Source organism: Streptomyces sp. ALI-76-A (genome assembly GCF_030287445.1).
In the GTDB taxonomy this organism is placed as follows: Bacteria; Actinomycetota; Actinomycetes; order Streptomycetales; family Streptomycetaceae; genus Streptomyces.
Map to the genome: position 1 here is coordinate 115466 of NZ_JASVWB010000002.1, position 16151 is coordinate 131616.

At 68.2% G+C, this 16151-nt stretch carries 14 protein-coding genes and 2 pseudogenes; 10 read left to right on the plus strand and 6 right to left on the minus strand.

All coding sequences use genetic code 11. The features are described from left to right. Positions 1 to 680 precede the first annotated feature (680 nt). The 5 genes and pseudogenes from QQS16_RS01165 to QQS16_RS43790 form a co-directional block, all read left to right on the plus strand. Positions 681 to 1670: an ornithine cyclodeaminase family protein gene (locus QQS16_RS01165; RefSeq protein ID WP_286059640.1), complete on the plus strand. Its 990-nt coding sequence runs from the start codon at positions 681 to 683 to the stop codon at positions 1668 to 1670. Positions 1671 to 1821: 151 nt separating this feature from the next. After that, a complete protein-coding gene (locus tag QQS16_RS01170; RefSeq protein WP_286059642.1) occupies positions 1822 to 2397 on the plus strand; it encodes a DUF4352 domain-containing protein in 576 nt (191 codons plus the stop codon). Between the two features lie 603 nt (positions 2398 to 3000). Beyond that, complete coding sequence (locus tag QQS16_RS01175; protein ID WP_286059643.1) at positions 3001 to 3567, plus strand: Rv1352/Rv1906c domain-containing protein; 567 nt, start codon at positions 3001 to 3003, stop codon at positions 3565 to 3567. Positions 3568 to 3720: 153 nt separating this feature from the next. Continuing rightward, positions 3721 to 4362: a hypothetical protein gene (locus tag QQS16_RS01180; protein WP_286059645.1), complete on the plus strand. Its 642-nt coding sequence runs from the start codon at positions 3721 to 3723 to the stop codon at positions 4360 to 4362. Positions 4363 to 4719: 357 nt separating this feature from the next. Then, positions 4720 to 4919 (plus strand): annotated as a pseudogene (locus QQS16_RS43790) (IS630 family transposase); the annotation flags it as partial. A 234-nt stretch (positions 4920 to 5153) separates the two neighbouring features. On the opposite strand, the gene QQS16_RS01185 reads toward QQS16_RS43790, so the two are convergent. After that, positions 5154 to 5744 (minus strand): helix-turn-helix domain-containing protein, encoded by a 591-nt coding sequence (locus QQS16_RS01185; protein WP_286059646.1) that lies wholly within the window; start codon positions 5742 to 5744, stop codon positions 5154 to 5156. 96 nt (positions 5745 to 5840) lie between these two features. Between QQS16_RS01185 and QQS16_RS01190 the strand changes: the two genes are divergently transcribed. Continuing rightward, the gene (locus tag QQS16_RS01190) at positions 5841 to 6854 is read left to right on the plus strand and encodes an NAD(P)/FAD-dependent oxidoreductase (protein WP_286059648.1); all 1014 of its coding nucleotides are present in this window, start codon (positions 5841 to 5843) and stop codon (positions 6852 to 6854) included. Positions 6855 to 6981: 127 nt separating this feature from the next. Next, positions 6982 to 8574, plus strand: a complete 1593-nt coding sequence (locus QQS16_RS01195; protein WP_286059649.1) for an MFS transporter — start codon at positions 6982 to 6984, stop codon at positions 8572 to 8574. Positions 8575 to 9099: 525 nt separating this feature from the next. On the opposite strand, the gene QQS16_RS01200 is transcribed toward QQS16_RS01195, so the two are convergent. Beyond that, a complete protein-coding gene (locus QQS16_RS01200) occupies positions 9100 to 9588 on the minus strand; it encodes a peptidylprolyl isomerase (RefSeq protein ID WP_286059650.1) in 489 nt (162 codons plus the stop codon). 253 nt (positions 9589 to 9841) lie between these two features. Here QQS16_RS01200 and QQS16_RS01205 point away from each other — a divergent pair, with 253 nt between their 5' ends. Beyond that, on the plus strand, positions 9842 to 10111 hold the full coding sequence (locus QQS16_RS01205; RefSeq protein ID WP_286059651.1) for a thioredoxin family protein: 270 nt from the start codon (positions 9842 to 9844) through the stop codon (positions 10109 to 10111). Positions 10112 to 10285: 174 nt separating this feature from the next. On the opposite strand, the gene QQS16_RS01210 is transcribed toward QQS16_RS01205, so the two are convergent. From QQS16_RS01210 to QQS16_RS01220, 3 genes and pseudogenes are all read right to left on the minus strand, one after another. Then, positions 10286 to 10879: an isochorismatase family protein gene (locus tag QQS16_RS01210; RefSeq protein ID WP_286059653.1), complete on the minus strand. Its 594-nt coding sequence runs from the start codon at positions 10877 to 10879 to the stop codon at positions 10286 to 10288. Between the two features lie 643 nt (positions 10880 to 11522). Next, a pseudogene (locus tag QQS16_RS01215) lies at positions 11523 to 11789 on the minus strand (ATP-binding protein); the annotation flags it as partial. A gap of 177 nt (positions 11790 to 11966) precedes the next feature. Further along, a complete protein-coding gene (locus QQS16_RS01220) occupies positions 11967 to 12650 on the minus strand; it encodes a maleylpyruvate isomerase family mycothiol-dependent enzyme (RefSeq protein WP_286066175.1) in 684 nt (227 codons plus the stop codon). A 585-nt stretch (positions 12651 to 13235) separates the two neighbouring features. Here QQS16_RS01220 and QQS16_RS01225 point away from each other — a divergent pair. Continuing rightward, a complete protein-coding gene (locus QQS16_RS01225; RefSeq protein ID WP_286059655.1) occupies positions 13236 to 13706 on the plus strand; it encodes a hemerythrin domain-containing protein in 471 nt (156 codons plus the stop codon). A gap of 252 nt (positions 13707 to 13958) precedes the next feature. On the opposite strand, the gene QQS16_RS01230 is transcribed toward QQS16_RS01225, so the two are convergent. Continuing rightward, positions 13959 to 14219, minus strand: a complete 261-nt coding sequence (locus QQS16_RS01230) for a DUF6207 family protein (protein WP_353479646.1) — start codon at positions 14217 to 14219, stop codon at positions 13959 to 13961. Between the two features lie 427 nt (positions 14220 to 14646). On the opposite strand from QQS16_RS01230, the gene QQS16_RS01240 reads away from it, so the two are divergent. Then, positions 14647 to 15453: an SGNH/GDSL hydrolase family protein gene (locus QQS16_RS01240; RefSeq protein ID WP_286059657.1), complete on the plus strand. Its 807-nt coding sequence runs from the start codon at positions 14647 to 14649 to the stop codon at positions 15451 to 15453. Positions 15454 to 16151 lie beyond the last annotated feature (698 nt).

Consider the following 16151-nt stretch of genomic DNA (forward strand, 5'->3'; position numbering starts at 1 on the left):
CCACTTCGTGCGGTTGTGCACGCAGGGTGACTGTTGATCTTCGTGCGATGGCAGTTGAGGTCGCCCGAGAATCGCCTGGCTGGACGGTGGTGTGGTCGACAGTCCTTCGCCGTGAACGAAGTGCTTCCACAGTTGGATGAGCTGCTGTTCTCCTCGGTCGAGGGCGTGTTGTTGGAGTCGGTCGAGGTGTCCGACACAGTCGTCCGGGTCGAGGCTCGTACGACCGCAGGACGGGCGGCCTGTCCGGAGTGCGGATGCTGGTCAGGGCGCGCATACATGCCTCCTAGCTGCGGTTTCCTCGTGATCTTCCGACAGCGGGCAAGCTGGTCGTGGTGTCGTCACGAGTGCGGCGGTTCATCTGCGCTGCCATGCCGAACCTCAGCCTGGCCCGCGCGGTAATACGGGCGGGTTACCGGGGGCAGCGGCCGACCCTCGGGCAGCGTCATGCCGCCCACCGCGCCGCCACCAGCGCCCACGGCTGGGCTGGCTGTGCCTGCGCGCCCGCCCTCAACCCGTGCTGCGCCTCCTTTCGGCGTACACGCTGATGTTGTGCTCAGGCACGTACGGAAGAACGTGCTTCGGAGGAGCGGCGTGTCGTGGCCAGGGCAATGGGGGGTTCGGTTGAGGCTTTGGCCGTGCAGTCCGCTGGCCGGATGGCCGGCATGAGGAGGCTGGGGCGCATGCTTGTTCTGGGTCGCTCGCAGGTCGAGGCCCTGCTCGACGTGGACTCACTGATCGATGCCCTGGCCCCGGCGATGGCAGACCTCAGTGCCGGCCGCGCCTCGGTACCCGACCGTGTCGCCGCCGTAGTTCCCGAACGCGATGGATTCCTCGCAGTCATGCCGGGCTTCCTGCCGTCGGCCGGGGCACTCATGACCAAGCTGGTGTCACTCTTCCCGCACAACGACGGGACACGGCTGCCCACACATCAGGCGCTGATCGTGGCATTCGATCCGGACACCGGCGAGCCCGCTGCGCTGCTGGACGGTACGGCCATCACCGCAGCGCGAACCGGCGCCTGCTCCGCGCTGTCGGCACGACTGCTGGCCCGCCAGGACGCGACAGTGCTGGCCGTGCTGGGCACCGGCGTGCAGGCCCGGTCCCACGCCCGGGCGATCTGCCGGGTCCGCCCGATCCGGCAGATCCGCGTCGCCGGCCGGGATCCAATGAAGGCCGCTGCCCTGGCCGGGGAACTCTCAGCCCTGCTCGAGGCCGACGTGCAGGCCGTGTCCAGTTACGCCGAGGCCCTCGACGGCGCGGACATCGCCGCCGCCACGACACACTCCGTCGAACCCGTGATCCGCCGTTCCTGGCTGACACCCGGGGTACACATCACGTCCGTGGGATACAACCCGGCCGGCCGGGAGATCGACGACGCCACGGTCACCGAGGCACTGGTGTGCGTCGAATCGCGCCAGGCCGTGCTTGCCCCGTTCCCCGCGGGCAGCAATGACCTGCTCATGCCGATCCGCGACGGCCTCATCACAGCCGATCACGTGCACGCGGAGCTGGGCGAACTCATCGCCGGCAGCAGAGCCGGGCGCACCACACCGGACCAGATCACCCTCTACAAGTCGGTCGGCGTGGCAGCTCAGGACGCCGCGGCCACCGCCTTGATCCTCGCCCGCGCCCGCGAGCAGGCAATCGGCGAAGACATCACACTGCGGTGACGCACCTACCAGCACGATCACGGCGGCCGGACCGACAACGCGCGGTCCACCCGTTGAGGACATATGCCCGTACGCGGCCTGGTTGTGGCACCACATGCGCCAAGAGGGATTATTGGCTTTAACTTCACATTCGGCGCTTCTAGGAGAAACAATGTATCGCCTGGCTGCACTTCCCCTGGCGGTACTGCTCGCTTCCACGGTGGCCGCCTGCGGCGGAAAGCAGGTCTCCACCACTCCAACGAGCAGCGCACCCGAACAAAGAACGACTGCGCAGCAGCAGCCAAGCCCGCAGGTAAGTCCCTCGCCGTCGGTCGCCTCGGTGGGCGACACCCTCACTCTGACCGGCACTGAGACAGACGAGAAAGTCGCCGTCACCGTCGTCAAGGTGGTCGATCCGGCGGCAGGCAAGGACGAGTTCTCCAGCCCTGACTCGGGCAAGCGGCTCGTAGCTGTCCAGTTCCGGCTGAAGAACGTCGGCGCTCAGGTGTTCGACGACGCGCCAGACAATGACGCGAAGGTCAAGGACACACAGGGCCAGCAATTTGACCCCTCATTTTCGGAAACGTCTGCCGGTCCGGGCTTCGGCGGAAGCGTGACCCTCACGCCCGGCGACACCGCACTGGGATTCATCACCTTCGAGGTTCCGGCCACTTCAAAGGTCACCAAGATCCAGTTCACCCTGAACAGCGGCTTCGCCAACAACGCCGGCCAGTGGAACGTGCCCTGACATCGACACCAGGCGCCGCCCCCTGCCTGACACCACAGCGGGCCGCGCATGCCCGGTAATGCCACAGCACCAAGCGACCTGCCGCGGCCGGGCCCATCATGATCAGGCCGGGGGTCGGACCTGTGGGCGGGATGCAGTGGCGAATTCCACGTCGCTGACGCTGTCGAGGCTGCCGACACGGCACAAGGAGCCGTCGAGGTCGCACCACGTAGCGCCAGGTGAACGACTACCACCCCCGCCCTTTCGGCCAGGAAGCGGGCGGACCGCCACGATCCGCGCGCGGACTGGAACACGGCGCGCAGCCGGGCCCGTAGCTCGGGACTGGCTGGCGGGACGCTGGCCACGCTCCGGAAGGCGGTCCTGATCGCCGCAGGGCCGAGGCGGTCCTCGGTACAGGAGAAGCAGAAGCGTTCGGTCATACCCTTCCATCGAGGCTCCCGCGCTACCGTCGCGTCCGAGATGGAGTAGCAACCACGGCTGGCATCGGCCCCGGAGCGCGAAGTTCGTTCACGTCACAACTAAGTCACTACCCGTGCACATCCCTCACACTTTCTCCATCCCTCCCGTTACGGTCATTCCCTCACGAACAGCCTTGGGGGACTCATGTCTTTCGGACCGCCGACCATGCCGCAGCAGCCGCAGTGGGGTCCGCCCCCACAGCCGCCCGTATCGCCCCGGCCGGGCTGGGCCCGGAAGCGGGTCGCCATCCCAGTCGCCGCGCTCACTCTGTTCGTCGGTGTCGGCATCGGAGCTGCTGGCGGCGAGGACACCGCCAAGGAGGCGGCGGCTGAGCCGGCAGCCACCGTCACGGTCACCGCGGCACCCGCCGACGTGGCAGTCGAAGACGAGCCCGCGCCCGAGGTAACCGTCACCGAGACGAAGACGGTCACCGCGAAGCCGTCCAAGGCACCGGAACCCAAGGTCGCCACCATCCCGGGCGACGGCACGTATGTAGTCGGCTCCGACATCAAGGCCGGCACCTACAAGACGACAGGCCCCGAAGAATCGACGATCCCCAACTGCTACTGGGCGAGACTGAAGGGCACTTCGGGCGACTTCGAGGACATCATCACCAACGGCAACGCTACGGGGCAGACCACTGTCACCATCTCCAGCAGTGACGGCGCCTTCCAGACCAACGGCTGCAAGACGTGGAAGAAGGTCGGCTGAGTGGAACACAGATCCGCCCCCGCTCCCCCGCCGCCGCGAGGCAGCCGGGGTGCGGGGGCGTCGTCGCGTCACAGCCCGGTGACGACGGCACTGCGTTGCGTCACATGTGGTCTACGGTGTTCCGTCTGTATCAGTGCCACTCGGGGGGAACCTGTGCGTACCCGCACCATCTCTGCAGTCCTGTTCTGCGCTGCGGCGGTCGGCACCGTTGCCTGCCAGCCGACGGAGAAGCCCGAACCGTCCGGCGTGGCGAGCCCGTCGGTATCCGCGGGGGCGCCCAGCAGTGCGCCGGACAAGGACGACAGAATCCCCGAGAAGAAGCAGGTGCCGGACTTTGCCGGCATGGGGCTGCAGTCCGCGCAGGACAAGGCGCAGGAGCAGGGCTTCTTCTCGCTGCAGTCGCATGACGCGCTCGGCCGGGACCGCATGCAGGCGTTCGACCGGAACTGGAAGGTGTGCAGCCAGAGCGTGGCTGGGGGCGAGACGGTGTCGACAGACACGAGGCTCGACTTCGGGACGGTGAAGCTGGAGGAGACGTGCCCGGCGAAGGATGAGAAGCCGCCGGCGGCCGAGGGCGACAAGGCGCCAGATTTCACGGGCAAGTCGGTGAAGGCGGCACGCGCGGCGCTCGACTCGGGCACCTCGATCACGGTGAACGATGCATCGGCGGAGGACCGGCTGGTGTTGGTGGAGAGCAACTGGCAGGTCTGTAGCCAGACGCCGGCCGCTGGTGCGGCGCTCAACGGGCAGCCGGTGGAGTTCACCGCGGTCGAGTTCGGGGAGTCCTGCCCGTAGCGACGCGCCTTCCTGTGCAGCGCCGCTGTGGCGCCTGGAGGTGTCCCGCCGCCCGCGTGTGAGTGAAGTGGGGCGGCGGGACTGGCGGAGCGGTGAGCAGTCGCCCCGGACTGGTTGTGCGCCCACCCGGTTCCCACTGAAGGGTGTTGCAGAACGGTCTTGGAGATCGCGGAGCATCTCACAGTCAGCATCGCGAGCCCCCACGAAGTCGGGCAAAATGACGCCCGCAAGGAATCAGATCATGGCTCCAAGTAAGCGCTCGTCCCGTTCTGCGACACCCTTTACTAACTTCAGCTCGTCGGGGTGAATCTTTGCGAAGCCCCTGATGGTGTGGGTGGGCGGCTATATCCGTGTGGTGTGAGATATGCAGATGGGGCGGGCTGACCCTTGCGGGACGCCAGTTGGTATGGATGCAGGCGGCCGAGTTGTACGAGCAGGAGATCAAGCCGTCGGAGGTGGCACGGCGGCTGCGGGTGAGCGTGAAGTCGGCCTACTACTGCCATCAGTTGCGGCGGGACGGCGGTCGTGAGGCTCTGGCTTCCCGCGGCCCGAGCGGACCGGCTGGCGCTGGCCGTGCTGGTCCCGTACCGGACGGCCACCACCAAAACAGATGCACCTGGTGATCACACCCGGGGGTGAGGATCGAACAGACCAGGCGCCGACTGGCCAAGCTGCGCAGCGAGGGCTTGGTCGACCGGATCACCCTGCCACGAGCCGGACGCACCCGGGTGTGGTTCCCCACCCCCGTTATCTTCTTCACGGTCCTGCAAGGCCGTCGCGCGGCCTCACGGTCACTCGGGAGCGCCCTGGGTGTCGTCGCCGTCGTCGCGCTGGTGCCCGCGGCGGGCGTCGCGGTCGAAGATGCCCAGGATCTCGCAGGGCCCGCCGTCGGCGCCGATCGCGTGCGGCATCATCGTGGGGAACTCGGCGGCCTGGTTGGTCTCGAGCCGGAAGCGGCGGTGGCCGAGCATGAGGATCGCCGTGCCGGACAGGACGACGAGCCATTCGCGCCCCGGGTGGGCACGCATGCGCGCCGGGTTCTCGGGGGGCGGTTCGGTCATGCGCTGGCGCACCACGCTCATCCCGGGGTCGGCCTTGATGGTCCAGCGCATCCGGCCGTGGGCGCTGTCGACCGTCGGACTGGTGACGACGTCGTCGGTGGCGGTCTCCACGAGCTGATCGAGCGTGGTGTCCAGGGCGCGGGCGAGGGTGACCAGCTGATCCAGTGCGAGGCGGCGCTGGCCGTTCTCGATGCGGCTCAGTGAGGACTGGCTGAGGTGGGCGCGGGAGGCCAGTTCCTCCAGGGACCAGCCCTGCGCCACCCGCAAGGCACGGATGCGTTTGCGTACGAGGCTGTCCAGATCTCCATCTTCTTGCGTCATGAGCAAGAGTATATGCCTTTTACGCAACTCCGCTTAACGTCGTGTGCAGATGGTCCGCAACGTCTGCGACCAGTGGGCGAAGAAAGGCAGGAGGCCATGGCTGTGACAACTTCTCCGTACGCGAGTGACGCACTGCCCGGTGGGACCGTCGATGCGGTGGTGATCGGCGGGGGCACCGCCGGGCTGAACGGTGTGCTGATGCTCACCCGCTCCCGCCGCTCGGTCGTCGTGATCGACAGCGGCTCCCCGCGCAACGCGCCCGCCGAGGCCATGCACGGCTTCATCGCCCTGGACGGCACGCCGCCCCTTGAGATCCTTCGGCGGGGCCGGGAGCAGGTGCGCCAGTACGGCGGTCGCATCGTCTACGGTGAGGTGACCTCGGCCGAGCCCGCCGCCCCGTCGACGGACGGGGATCTGCGGTTCACCATCACCTTGGCCGACGGACTGTGCGTGAGTGCGCGCCGGGTCCTGGTGGCCACCGGTCTGAAGGACGTGCTGCCCGAGGTCCCCGGCCTCGCCGAGCACTGGGGCCACGGTGTGGTGCACTGCCCGTACTGCCACGGCTGGGAGGTGCGCGATCAGCCCATCGGCATCCTCGCCACCGGCCCGGCCTCCATCGGCCACGCATTCCTGTTCCGGCAGCTGACCGAGGACCTGACCTACTTCAGCCACGGCACTCACCTGGATGAGGCCACCCGCGCCCGCTTCGCCGCCCGCAACATCCGCATCGTCGACACCCCGGTGCGGGAGGTCGTCAACAACGAGGACGGCACCCTCGCCGGCGTGCGCCTGACCGACGGCCAGGTCGTGGCCCGCCGCGTCTTCGCGGTCGCCACCCGGATGGAAGCCCACGCCGAGGGCCTGGACGGGCTGAAGCTGCCGATGCAGGACCTGCCCGACAACATGGGCCGCGGCATCGCCACCGGCATGGCGGGCACCACCGAGGTGCCGGGCGTGTGGGCGGCAGGCAACGCCACCGACCTTGCCGCCCAGGTCGGCGCCTCCGCAGCGGCCGGCGCCCTGGCTGGCGCCCACATCAACAGCGTGCTGGCCACCGCAGACACCGACGCGGCCCTCGCCGCAGCCCAGGGCGAAACTCCCGCCCTCTGACATCCGGCGCGGCACCGGCCGCCGCACGCCCTCGATGCGTGCGGGCCCGGGCCCCGCACACCCCCTTCACCCGGCGACCGCGGCCCTGCTCCGGCGCTGACTCGGCATGCCCATTTGAGAGGATTCCATGAGTACGGACCAGCCCGTACCGGCCACGCAGGCCGGCGGCCGGGGCGCCCCTGGCGCGCGTCAGCTGCGCACGATCCTGACCACCGTCTCCATCGCCCTGATGGCGGTCATCGCCTCGGTGACCGGGCTGAACGTTGCGCAGACCCACATGGCCGTGGAATTCGCCGCCTCCCAGAGCACGGTCCTGTGGATCATCAACATCTACACCCTCGCCCTGGCCGCACTGCTGCTGCCGCTCGGCGCCCTGGGCGACCGCCTGGGCCGCAAGCCCGTGCTTGTCGCCGGACTGAGCGTGTTCGGCATCGCTACCACGGTCGCGGGCCTGGCCCCGACGGCGGAAGTGATGCTCGCCGCCCGCGTGGCCAGCGGCATCGGCGCCGCCATGATCATGCCGATCACGCTCGCCGTCATCACCTCCACCTTCCCCGAAGAGCAGCGCGGCAAGGCGATCGGCGTGTGGACCGGTATCGCCGGAGGCGGCGGCATCCTGGGCATGTTCCTCTCCGCGCTCCTCGTCGACCTCGCCGACTGGCGCTGGCTGTTCGTCCTGCCCGCGGTCCTGGTCCTCGTGGCGCTGGCCATGACGCTGAAGTCGGTTCCCAACTCCCGCGAGACCTCGGCCCATCGATTCGACACCGTCGGCGCGCTGGTCTCCAGCTTCGCTGTGGTCGGCCTCATCTTCGTCCTACAGGAGGGCCCCGAACGCGGCTGGACCGCGCCCGAGACGATGATCAGCCTGACCGTCGGCCTCATCGCCGCCATCGGTTTCGTGGCCTGGGAGCTGCACCGCCGCGACGCCTCCCTGCTGGACGTGCGCCTGTTCCGGGAGCGTGGACTGTCGGGCGGCTCGGTCACGCTGCTGGTGGTCTTCGGTGTCCAGGCGGGCATCGGCGTGGTCCTCTTCCCGTTCTTCCAGGCCGTACTCGGCTGGTCGGGCCTGCTGTCCACGGTCGCGATGATGCCCATGGCCCTCGCGATGATGATGGCCTCCGGCCTGGCCCCCAAGCTGGCCGCAGGGATCGGCGCACGCTCGACCATGGTCGCGGGCATCGCATTGGCAAGTGTCGGCATGGCGCTCATGGCGCTGTTCGTCTCCGTCAGCGGCGGCTACCTGTCCGTCCTGCCCGGCCTGCTCGCCATGGGCGTCGGCATGGGCCTGTCGATGACCCCGTCCACGGAGGCCATCACCGCCTCCCTGCCGCGCGAGAAGCAGGGCGTCGCCTCTGCCCTCAACGACGTCACCCGCGAATTCGGCACCGCACTCGGTGTCGCCCTGCTCGGCGCCCTCGTGTCCGCCGGCTACCGCAGCGCCATCGACGACAGGCTGCACGGCATCCCCCAGGGGGCCGCGGACACCGCCCGGGAAGGCGTCGCCAACGCCGTTGAGGTGGCGGGCAGCACCGGACCACACACACCAGACGTGCTCCACGCGGCGCAGCAGTCATTCGTCGACGGCTGGCAGCAGGCCATGTGGGCAGGCTCCGTCATCATGGGCGCCCTGTTCATCTACATCGCCTTCCGCGGCCCCAAGAACACACCCTCCGCGGTCGCGGACGAGGCAGACTCCGCTGAGGCTGTCTCCGCCGGCTGACCGCACACGAGCCGGGCCACAGCAAGCAACCGCCCCGCGAGCAACCCCGACCAGGAAGCCGCTGAAGTCGAGCTGCCCCTGTCCGGGGCCGGAAGCGTCAGAAGGCGGTTGCTGCGACTCCCCGGTGGCGCTCCAGATATGCGCGTCCTCCGGCGTTTGCTGACTGCAATAACAACCTCCGGCACGAGCGAGGCTGCGACCGGAACCAGAGGCCGGTCGCAGCCTCGCTCGTGCTGCGTGCACCATCTGACCCGCCCCTGGCCAGAGCATCCATGTGCGTTTGGGTTCAACACGCTGTACTTGACAGGGAACAGACCCGGTCCGTGTACAGCTTCGTCGTCAACGTGTCGTGCTCGTGATGGCGGCGGAAGGCGTCCAGCTCGATCGCCTCCAGCGGCAGCATCAGCGGCTCCTCCGAGTCAACACTACCCAGGACCGCCGTCTGAATCTGCCGCCTGTCACCCTGCTCACAGTATGCGGCGAGAGGTGATGCAGCCTCAGCCACAAGCCCGCTCTCGTTCAGTCCTAAAGGACGCCGGATGAGGCGATCGCGATCTCGGCCTTGGTGGCGCCTGACTGTGATCCGAAGGACTCGATCTTCCGGACAAGTTCCTGGCCCTCCGTGACCTCGCCGAAGACGACGTGCTTGCCGTCGAGCCATGAGGTGACAACGGTGGTGATGAAGAACTGCGAGCCGTTGCTGTCGGGGCCGGAGTTCGCCATCGACAGCAGGTACGGGCGGTCGTGCTTCAGGGTGAAGTTCTCGTCAGCGAACTTCGCGCCGTAGATGCTCTTGCCTCCGGTACCGTTGCCGGCGGTGAAATCACCGCCCTGCAGCATGAAGTCAGGGATGACGCGGTGGAACTTCGAGCCCGCGTAGCCGAAGCCTTTCTCGCCGGTGGCCAGCGCGCGGAAGTTCTCGGCGGTTTTCGGGACGACCTCGCTGAAGAGGTTGAAGACGATGCGGCCTTCGGGGCGCCCGTCAATGGTGATGTCGAAGTAGACGTTGCTCATAGGCATCATTCTGTCACCCCCGATATATGGCGCGACGGGGACTCGGCGGTCCGGGACGCCCGCATGGCGCGGGCCGTCGACCGACGCCCGTGGGGGATGCCGCAGGCACCGGCCCGCCAGGTCCCGTAGGGCGGCCCCCGCCGTGCTCGACTCCAAGCTGTACCGCGACGCCCAGCAACGAGGCGACCTTCCCCCGTCAGGAGTGGGCGATCGCCCAAGACCTGCGGAACTACAGCCACGTGGTCCGCAAGGATTGACGGGCACCGCGTGGCTCCCGGGCTGGGCACGGCTGCTGCTGGCCGTGCTGCCGGAGGCGCGCCCTGCCTTCAAGCAACTCTCCGAGCAGTACAGCGACATCGCGTTCGTGTCCGTGGACGTCGACAAGGTTGCTCCCGTAGCTCGCGAGTACAACATCCGAGCCATGCCCACGGTCATCTTCTTCAAGAACGGCGACAAGGCCGACGACCTGATGGGGGCGAACACGGTTTCGCTCAAGGACAAGGTGACGGCGATGGCCGCGTAGCGCCTGGTGCACAGCCGGCGACCATCAGGCCAGCCGCTGCCTGACTCGGAGGCACTGGCGGTGCTGCGGTGCGCAACACGCGGGCCTGGGTGCGGCCACGCGTAGCAGCGGTGGGTGGAAATTCCGGAGCCGTCGGGGTCGAGGAGGACCTGGTAGACGGTGCCAGTGCCGGGACTATTCCGGTACCGGTGCCTCGCCGGATACCGCGACGCCAGCCTTGCGGAAGTCGTTCAGCGCAGCAGCGGTGGTGTGCGGGGCGACCCCGACGGAGTAGTCCAGACGTACGCGTGCGCGAAAGCCCGCCGCGACGGCATCCAGGGCGGTCGCCCGTACACAGTGATCTGTCGCGATGCCCACCACATCGACATTCTCGACCCCCCGGACGCGCAGCCAGTCCGCCAGCAAGGTTCCCTCCGCGTCCGCGCCTTCAAAGCCGCTCTTGGAGGCACTGTGGGCGCCCTTGAAGAACACGGAGTGCACCTTGCCGCCCGTGACGACGGGCGCGAAGTGGGGATGGAACTCGCTTCCTTCGCCTCCCGCCACGCAGTGGACGGGGAAGCTGTCCTGGAAGTCCGGGTGTTCGGAGAAGTGGCTCCCCGGATCGATGTGATGATCCCGGGTGGCCACGACATACCGGTAGTCACGCCCCGCACTGCGCTCCACCAGATCCGCGATCGCGGTAGCGATCCGCGCCCCACCCGCGACGGGGACGCTGCCCCCTTCGCAGAAGTCGTTCTGCACATCCACCACAATCAAGGTCCGGCTCATCAAAACGCACCCCTTCCGACAGGAGATAAAGCCGCTTCGAACAACGCTTCCGATGCTGGGCGAGCACCGCCGGCAGCGCCCCACCAGTTACGCCGAACGGGTGAACGCGCCCTGGGCATCACCGTGTCGCTCGGCAGAAGTGACGGTGGCACCGAACGTGCCGGTCCCGAGTAGCGCACCCGGACGCCGTCATGAATCCCACTCGTGTATTTCGCCCGTACCACTGCCGTGGCCGCCGTGTGGGAGTCCTCTCGAAGATCACAGGCAGTTCGTGATCTTCGTAGCGGCTCCCGCAGGAGACCCGCCCGCAACCGCAGCGGCGCTACCCGATCGGGGGGGTAAGTCACATCGTCGCCGCACGAGCCCGACCGCTCAGGAACCATGTCGTGGCAGGGTCCCCGATGAGCCGATCGAGCTGGAACGATCCGCCGAGTCGCCGGGGCCGCCCGTGACGACTAGTCCAGGGCTCCCGCCCGTCCTGGACGGTGCCCGGACGTGCAGATATCCAGACCGGGGCTCGGTCTTCCGCATCAGGGCGAAAGCCTCCAGGACGGCGCACAGATCCGGTGCGGTCGCGCCGCTTCACGCCTTCCGCGGGGCGAAGCTCGTGCTGGAACAGCGCGCGCAGTCGGCTGGCCGTCCTGGTGACGTCCCCGCCCGGGTCGTCGGGCAGGGCGACGCGGGCGGTGATGCGTTTGCCGACCGGTTCGCGGTGGACCTCGTAGCTCTGGGCGACGGCCATGACGATCTCCAGGCCGTGCTGCCCGACCCGGCCCGCATCAGCGGCCCGCACCACCGGCAGGACCGGGTCGCTGTCCCACACGATGATCTCCACCAGGTGGCCGGCGATGCGCAGCTCCATCAGGACCGGCCCGGACGCGTACTTGCGGGCGTTGGTGACCAGCTCATTGCGGCGCCGGGGAACCTCCAGCTGCTGGATGCGTCGACGTCAGCGTCCTGTGGCCAGGAAGCCGGGCACCCATGTGTGGAAGTGGTTCTCGAGAGGGAATGATGGCGGTGCTGCGGGCACGCGTATCTGACATCAGTGCGATCTCGGTCATACGCTGATCATGACGCAAGGTCAGGCTCAGCCCAACGTGAGCCAACGGATGCCCAGGCGGTCAACCTCCGCCGCTTCCTCCCTGGTGATCGGATCACGCCCCGTCGCCTTGCGCAGGAAGCGAAGCCGGCTCCAGCCCAGGTGCTCCAAGGCTGCCGCACTGTTTGGACCGAGCAAAAGATCCTGCATCACGTCAGCGGCCTGCGGGGTCATCCACGGCTCGCGCCCCAGGGCGTCGGCCAGGTCCAGGCCGTGCACGGCGACCTCGACCACCCGTGTCAGCAGGAACTCCGACAGGAGCATCGGGTCACCATGCCGGGTGCGCACCACACGCCCCTCCGGCTCGGCCCGGCACAGGCGGTACACCTCCTGCCAGGTGGCGTCGAATCCCTGGGCCAGCGCGGCCCCGCTGAGCTGCTCAGCCGCATGATCCTGAGCCAGTGCGATCCGGGCCGCGTTGACATCCGGGGCGAAACGCCCATCAGGCCGGTAGTACTCCACTGCCGACACCTCGGCGCGGATCGGCTCCGGTGCAGCGAGCATGCCTGGCAGCCAGGCGATCACCACCCGGACGTGCGCCATCAAGCCGCTCACCGTCCATGGCACACACCGTGTGGGCAGACGCCACTCAGTCTGCGAGAGCCCGCTCATCGCTCGAGCGAGCCGTCCGGCCTCGCAACGAAACGCTTCAACTACCCGCCCCTGATCCATGCCGATCAAGCTACCGACCAGAACTGGCGCAGATGGCAGCAATCCGATGAGACTCCGCCAACCTGCCGTTGAGCAGGCGTGATGTAGCGTCAGGATGCTTGGGCCACCGCGGTGACTCGGTTGGAGCTACACCACCAGGCGGCGCCACCGGCTGCCGATGCTGAGCCGTGGCTCATGCTCCTTGGATCTGGAGTGACTTTCGTGCACACGTGCGAGGTTGGGGCAAGGTCGGGGCCGGGTGTTTCAGCCGCCCGGCATGATCAGGGCCGCGATCGCCGGGCCGAAGACACCGCCCAGCCGGCAGCAGAGGTTGAGATTGGTGCCTGCTTGCGAACCGAGCGGATGGAAACCCTGGGGAGGTGGTGGCTGCCGGAGCAGCAGGAATGGTGCGGCTCCCGCAGGTCACTCGGCGCATATCAGGTGTTACGCGGGCCACGCTCGACGTGCGGGACGGCTGGGTGTCGACGGGGCAGCAGGCGCGGTAGTGTCTGGGAAGCGTCGCGTGCCGGTGGCAGACCGTGTCAGGCATGGAGGCGCCGGATCGAAGGAGGCCGACGATGCACGCGTCGCACCCTTCGCTCTCGCGTGACTGAGCGCGAGACGACCAGGCTCGTCGCCTGGAGCCAAGAACTCCGTCAGGTGCACCACCGACTACGGGAAGCGCTGTCGGTGACCCGCGACTCCCTCGCAGACGGCACCCCCGGTCAAGCGGCCACCCGTGACCTTCTGCTGTACTGCCATGGCTTCTGCACGGCTCTCGACGGCCACCACCAGGGCGAAGACCGCACCCTGTTTCCGGCCATCGCGGCTGCGCATCCGGAGCTGCGCCCGGTGCTGCGCTCGCTCGAGCAGGATCACTCGATGATTGCCCACTTGATCGGCGGCCTCCGTGCCGCGGTCGACCGGGCGGCGCCGCCTGAGGAGCTTGACCAACACCTCGAAGGCATCGCCGCGATAATGGAGAACCACTTCCGATACGAGGAGCGGCAACTGCTCACGGTGCTCGAAACCCTTGAGCTGACAGCCGTACCCCGAGAGGTGCTCGGCCCGATATGACTCCAGACCGGATAGGTGCTGGCCGTGGTGACCGCCAGCTTCAGAATGATCAGTTCGAGCGCGGTCACACTGGTCAAACGGGGCGCTTGCGCGTGCTGCTCAGCCGACGGCGTCCCCCGCCGCCACCCGGGCCTTGGTACTGGCGAGCCGGCAGGACCCGGTGCCGGTGGTGAGCCGGTCCACACGGCCTCAATCCTTGCCCACCGGATCACCGACGCCAGCATCCGGAAGAAGTAGACGAGCGCCACTGGCTTACAAGTCGAGCGGCTGACGCAGGTCCAGGTAGTAACAGCGCAACCGCACCCCGGGCTCGCCCGCGTCCTGCGTCGTCTGCTGCGCTGTCGCTGTCGCCGAGCGTTCGGCGAGCTGCTGGAAGGCGAGCGCGGTGGCGTCGTAGGCGGCAGCGATGTCGACGGCGACCAGGCCGGGCTCGCTGACGTGCGTCTCGATGATCGGGTCCATGCACAGAGCCGGGCGTACGGCGTAGACATGGGTCGGGCGAGCGAGGGTCACCAGCCTTCGCCTGATCCGAGGCCCACGTAGTCGGGTGCCGAAACGGCCCGCCCGGTCGAGGCGAACAGCAGGGCGACGAGCCGGTCGTTCGACGTCGGATGCTGCGAGGCGACGTCCTTGCGATAGACGGTGGTGCCGTGCAGCCAGGAGGCGGTGGGCAGGTGGCGCGCCCGTTGTTGGGCAGGACGACGAGCTGGCTCGCGGTCGTGGGGGCGCCCGCGCTGTCAGTGGTGCGGTAGGTGACCCGATAGGCGGTCACGCCATAGCGGACCTGGGACGAGTCGATCTTGCGCTGGAACTCCCCGGCCACTTCCTCCGCTGCAAGGTGCGATATCCTCATATTCAACAATGCGACTAGGTGCTTAGTTGTTTATCCCTGGCCGTGTGCCACTTCCATCAGCAGCGTTGACGAGAGGCGGTCGGCCCCGTGTCGAGCAGTGGGTATCTGCGCTATGTCGCCCTGGGTGACAGTCATACCGAAGGGCTCGGGGACGGCGACGACGTCTGTGGTCTTCGGGGCTGGGCGGACCGGCTCGCCGAGCGGGTCGCCGGCCACAACCCCGGCCTGCTCTACGCCAACCTCGCGGTGCGCGGCCGTAAGGCCGGTCAGGTACGCGCCGAGCAGCTCGCTCCAGCTCTCGCGATGCGGCCCGACCTCGCCACCGTGGTGGCTGGGGTCAACGATGCGTTGCGCCCGGGCTGCGACCTCGACGAGGTGGCCGGCCATGTCGAGGCAATGTTCGCCGCCCTCACCGCGCAGGGCGCCACCGTCGCGACCCTCATGTTTCCCGATGTCAGGCGTATCACGCCGTTGGCCCGCCCGATCGGTCACCGTGTTCTCGCACTCAACGCGCGCATCCGGGAGGCCGCCGACCGCCAAGGCGTGGTGGTGGCGGAGACGGCCGGGCACGCGGCAGCGACCGATCCGCGGTTGTGGAGTGCTGACCGGCTGCACGCCGGCCCGCTGGGACACACGCGCATCGCGGCTGCCGTGGCCCAGGCGCTCGGCCTGCCGGGCAGCGACGACAAATGGACACTTCCCCTTCCGGTCGAGGGAACAGACATCTCTGTCTGGAGGACCGTGGGTGCTGAGCTGCGCTGGGCAGGCACCTTCCTCGGCCCTTGGGTCGGCCGCCGCCTGCGTGGCCGCTCCTCCGGCGACGGCCGCCAGGCCAAGCGGCCAGCGCTGCTTCCGGTGGCCGCGTCCGCCGGGGACACCTCCCCATCGGTGTGATGCTCTGGCTTGCGACGACGCCGGCGCCTCCTCGTGCTGAACTGTTCTTCGCCGGACGGGAGCTGGAAATGAGCAACATCCATTCCTTCGCGTACTGCGCGCGAAGCGTCTGCGGATCGTCAGCGACGTGGTCGTAGGCATCGTGGCACTGCTTGTTCACCGTGTTCTACGGCAGTCCAACATCGCCCTCGCCAGTCACCTCCACAGGTTGCTCATCGGCTGACCGGCACGGACGAGGGGGCGAAGGCCGGTGGCAGCGAACCGACATCGGAGTGCGGATCGCCCAGTCGGTCAAAAGTATTCCCAGAGTGGAGACAGGATCGACTGGAAGGTGGTGGACGAGAAGGAGATGACGGAGGAGCTCGGCAGGGCAAGCTGTTCGGCTCGCTTGTCGCCCCGCGACCTCACCTCCACCGTCGCCGCACTCACCAACCCCGAGGCGGCGCGCAACACCGCCCGCCCGACACTCACCGTGCTGACCAGTCGGCCTGATGCGCAGGTAGGCAGGGAGCTGACCGCTCAGGCAGAGCTGGCCGTCGCCGTACTCCTGCTGCTGACCGAACCGACCGCGGCACAGGTCGGGGACGGGCATCCGCTCGACTCCCACAGCGGCCGGGGCGTGCCTTCTCCTACTCGCTCGTCCTCGTCGCCTGCGGCATGCTCGCCGCCCATGTCATCAGCGGCCAGGTGGACCACAC